The following is a 2,764-nucleotide window of genomic DNA, read 5'->3' on the forward strand; positions in this document are numbered from 1 at the left end:
GCCGCGAGCGTCGCCGTGTAGTAGCCGAGGCCGAAGAGCGAGGGCGTCGGCAGGCGCTGGGCGGCCGGCCACGCTTCCTGATAGCGCTTCACGTAGGAAGTCCAGGCCGGATCGGGGTTGTCGGTCGCGAAGGGGCCGGAAACAGGCGTGCCCTTCAGCGCATCCTTCGCCCGGCCGCGCGCGGTGAGAACGGTCTGGTCGGCGAGGATCGTGCCGCCGATCAGGCGCGTCTTCTCGCCGGCCTGCTGGTACTGGTTCAGGAAGTTGATCGCGTCCGTGCCGCCCAGGCCGAGATAGATCGCATCCACGTTCTCGGGAAGCTGCGCGATGATGCCGCCGAAATCCGATTGCCCCAGCGGCTGCCAGAAGCGCTGGACGATGTCACCACCCGCCTTGCAGTAATCGACCGCGAAACCCATGAAGTTGGTGTAGCCGAAGGAGTAATCCGCGACGATGGTGGCGATCTTCTTGTAGCCCTTGGTCTTGAAGGCGTGGGAGCCAAGGCCGTATCCCCATTGCCCGCCATCGAGGTTGAAACGGTAGAAATTGGGGGCGGGATCGACCCAAGTGGTCTCAAGCGCGCCGGAAATGCCGTTGATCACCACCTTGTCCGGGATGGTTTTGGCAAAGTCGCGCATCGCGATGCCTTCAGAACCGGAAAGCGGGCCGATGATCAGATCAACCTTGTCCTGTTCGATCAGCTTGCGCGCCATGCGCACGGTGGTATCGGGCTTGGTGTCGGTCGGCGCGATCACCGTCTCCACCTTCTTGCCGGCGATGGTGTTGTTCACTTCCCTGAGGGCCAGTTCGACGTTGCGGACAGCATCCTGCCCGCCCGTCGCAAACGCGCCCTCAAGCGCAACGAGAACGCCGATCCGGATCGTTCCACCCTGTGCCATGGCTGCACCCGGCAGCATGAGGGCGGCAATCGCAACGGCTCCGAGCAAAGTCTTGCGCATGTATGTTCCTCCCTGTGGCATGGCAGCACCCGCCGGCTTCAATGCCGGACACCAGCCTGCGCGCGCCTCCTGAGCGCGATCTTCGCCGCGCCGGACGGAAAGCTGCCGTCCAACGCGAAAGCCGCCCATATCCCAGCGTCTCATTTTGTGTGTTCGCATGTTGGAGCGGGAGCCCTGCCCCGGCATGTTCGGGAGGCCGGGCAGCATTGTCCCCGGCGGCGCGATGGCATTATTCTAGCCGGCCGGGAAGCGATGTCATCGCCGGGAAATTCGGGGGAGCGGAATGAACCAGCTGGACTTGCGGAATCGCGTGGCGATCATCACCGGGGGGGCGCGCGGCATCGGCCATGCCATCGCGGAGCGCCTGCTGCGCTCGGGCGGCACGGCCGTGCTCTGGGACATCGACCAGGCGGCCCTGGCCGAGGCGGCTGCCGCACTCGGCACGCTGGGACCCGTGACGACCGATGCTGTCGAACTCACCGACGAGGCTTCGGTGGCTGCCGCGACGGCTGCGGCGATGGCCCGCCACGGGCGCATCGACATTCTCGTCAACAATGCCGGCATCACCGGCGGCAATGCGAAATTGTGGGAGCTGGAACCGGCGGTCTGGCGACAGGTGATCGAGGTCAACCTCATCGCACCCTATCTCGTCTGCCGCGCGGTCGTGCCGGAGATGCTGAAGCGCGGTTACGGGCGGATCGTGAACATCGCCTCCATCGCCGGCAAGGAAGGCAACCCCAATGCCTCGCATTATTCCGCCTCGAAAGCGGGGCTGATCGCGCTCACGAAATCGCTGGGGAAGGAATTGGCAACCTCGAACATCCTCGTCAACTGCATCACGCCGGCCGCCGCGAAGACCGCGATCTTCGACCAGATGAAGCCCGAATTCATCCAGTTCATGCTTTCGAAAATCCCGATGGGCCGCTTCGTGCAGGTGGACGAGATCGCGGCCATGGCCTGCTGGCTGGCCTCGGAGGATTGTGCGTTCTCGACCGGTGCGGTCTTCGATATCTCCGGCGGACGCGGGACCTACTGAGTTGGCCATGCGCCCGGTCGCCCTCATCACCGGCGGCACGCGCGGCATTGGCGAAGGCATCAGCCGGGCCCTCGCCGATGCGGGCTATGAGGTGGTCGCGACGGGGCTGACGGAGGCGGAATGCGCGGCCTTCGCGCCCGTTCCCGCCATCCGCACAATGAGGATGGACGTGACGCGCGATGACTCCGTCATGCCCGTCTTTGCCGGGCTGGAGCGGCTCGATCTGCTGGTCAATTGCGCGGGCACCATCCAGCGCGGCGGCAGGGAATTCGAGATCGAGGCCTTCCGGCAGACGCTTGAGGTCAATCTCGTCGGCACGATGCGCTGCTGCCTCGCCGCAAGGCCGCTTCTCGCCCGGAACGGCGGTTCCATCATCAACACCGCCTCGATGCTGACCTTCCAGGGCTCGCCCTTCGTCCCGGGCTATTCCGCCTCGAAAGGGGGCATCGGCCAGCTGACCAAGAGCCTCGCTGCCGCCTGGGCGCCGGAAGGCATCCGCGTCAATGCCGTCGCGCCCGGATGGATCGATACCGAACTGACCCGCCCGCTTGTGGAGGACCCTGTCCGCTCGGCCCCGATCCTGGACCGGACCCCGATGAAACGCTGGGGGCAACCGGAGGATGTGGCCGGCGCGGTCGTCTTCCTCGCCTCTGAATCCGCCCGCTTCATCACCGGCACGATCCTGCCGGTTGATGGCGGCTATCTCACGCTTTGACCCCTCGAGGACCCGCCATGACCGCTCCTGTTCCGCTCGATTCCGAAAAGTGGC

3 protein-coding genes are annotated in these 2,764 nt (G+C 65.4%); 2 read left to right on the forward strand and 1 reads right to left on the reverse strand.

Annotation, left to right across the window (positions count from 1 at the left end; all coding sequences use genetic code 11):
* A partial coding sequence (locus tag ACKODO_RS05870) for an ABC transporter substrate-binding protein (RefSeq protein WP_408982519.1) occupies positions 1 to 959 on the reverse strand: 959 nt, incomplete at its 3' end.
* A 283-nt stretch (positions 960 to 1,242) separates the two neighbouring features.
* Between ACKODO_RS05870 and ACKODO_RS05875 the strand changes: the two genes are divergently transcribed.
* Positions 1,243 to 1,995, forward strand: a complete 753-nt coding sequence (locus tag ACKODO_RS05875) for an SDR family NAD(P)-dependent oxidoreductase (RefSeq protein WP_408982520.1) — start codon at positions 1,243 to 1,245, stop codon at positions 1,993 to 1,995.
* A 7-nt stretch (positions 1,996 to 2,002) separates the two neighbouring features.
* Positions 2,003 to 2,710 (forward strand): SDR family NAD(P)-dependent oxidoreductase, encoded by a 708-nt coding sequence (locus tag ACKODO_RS05880; protein ID WP_408982521.1) that lies wholly within the window; start codon positions 2,003 to 2,005, stop codon positions 2,708 to 2,710.
* Positions 2,711 to 2,764 lie beyond the last annotated feature (54 nt).

The organism is Rhabdaerophilum sp., assembly GCF_046092605.1.
GTDB lineage: Bacteria > Pseudomonadota > Alphaproteobacteria > Rhizobiales > Beijerinckiaceae > Rhabdaerophilum.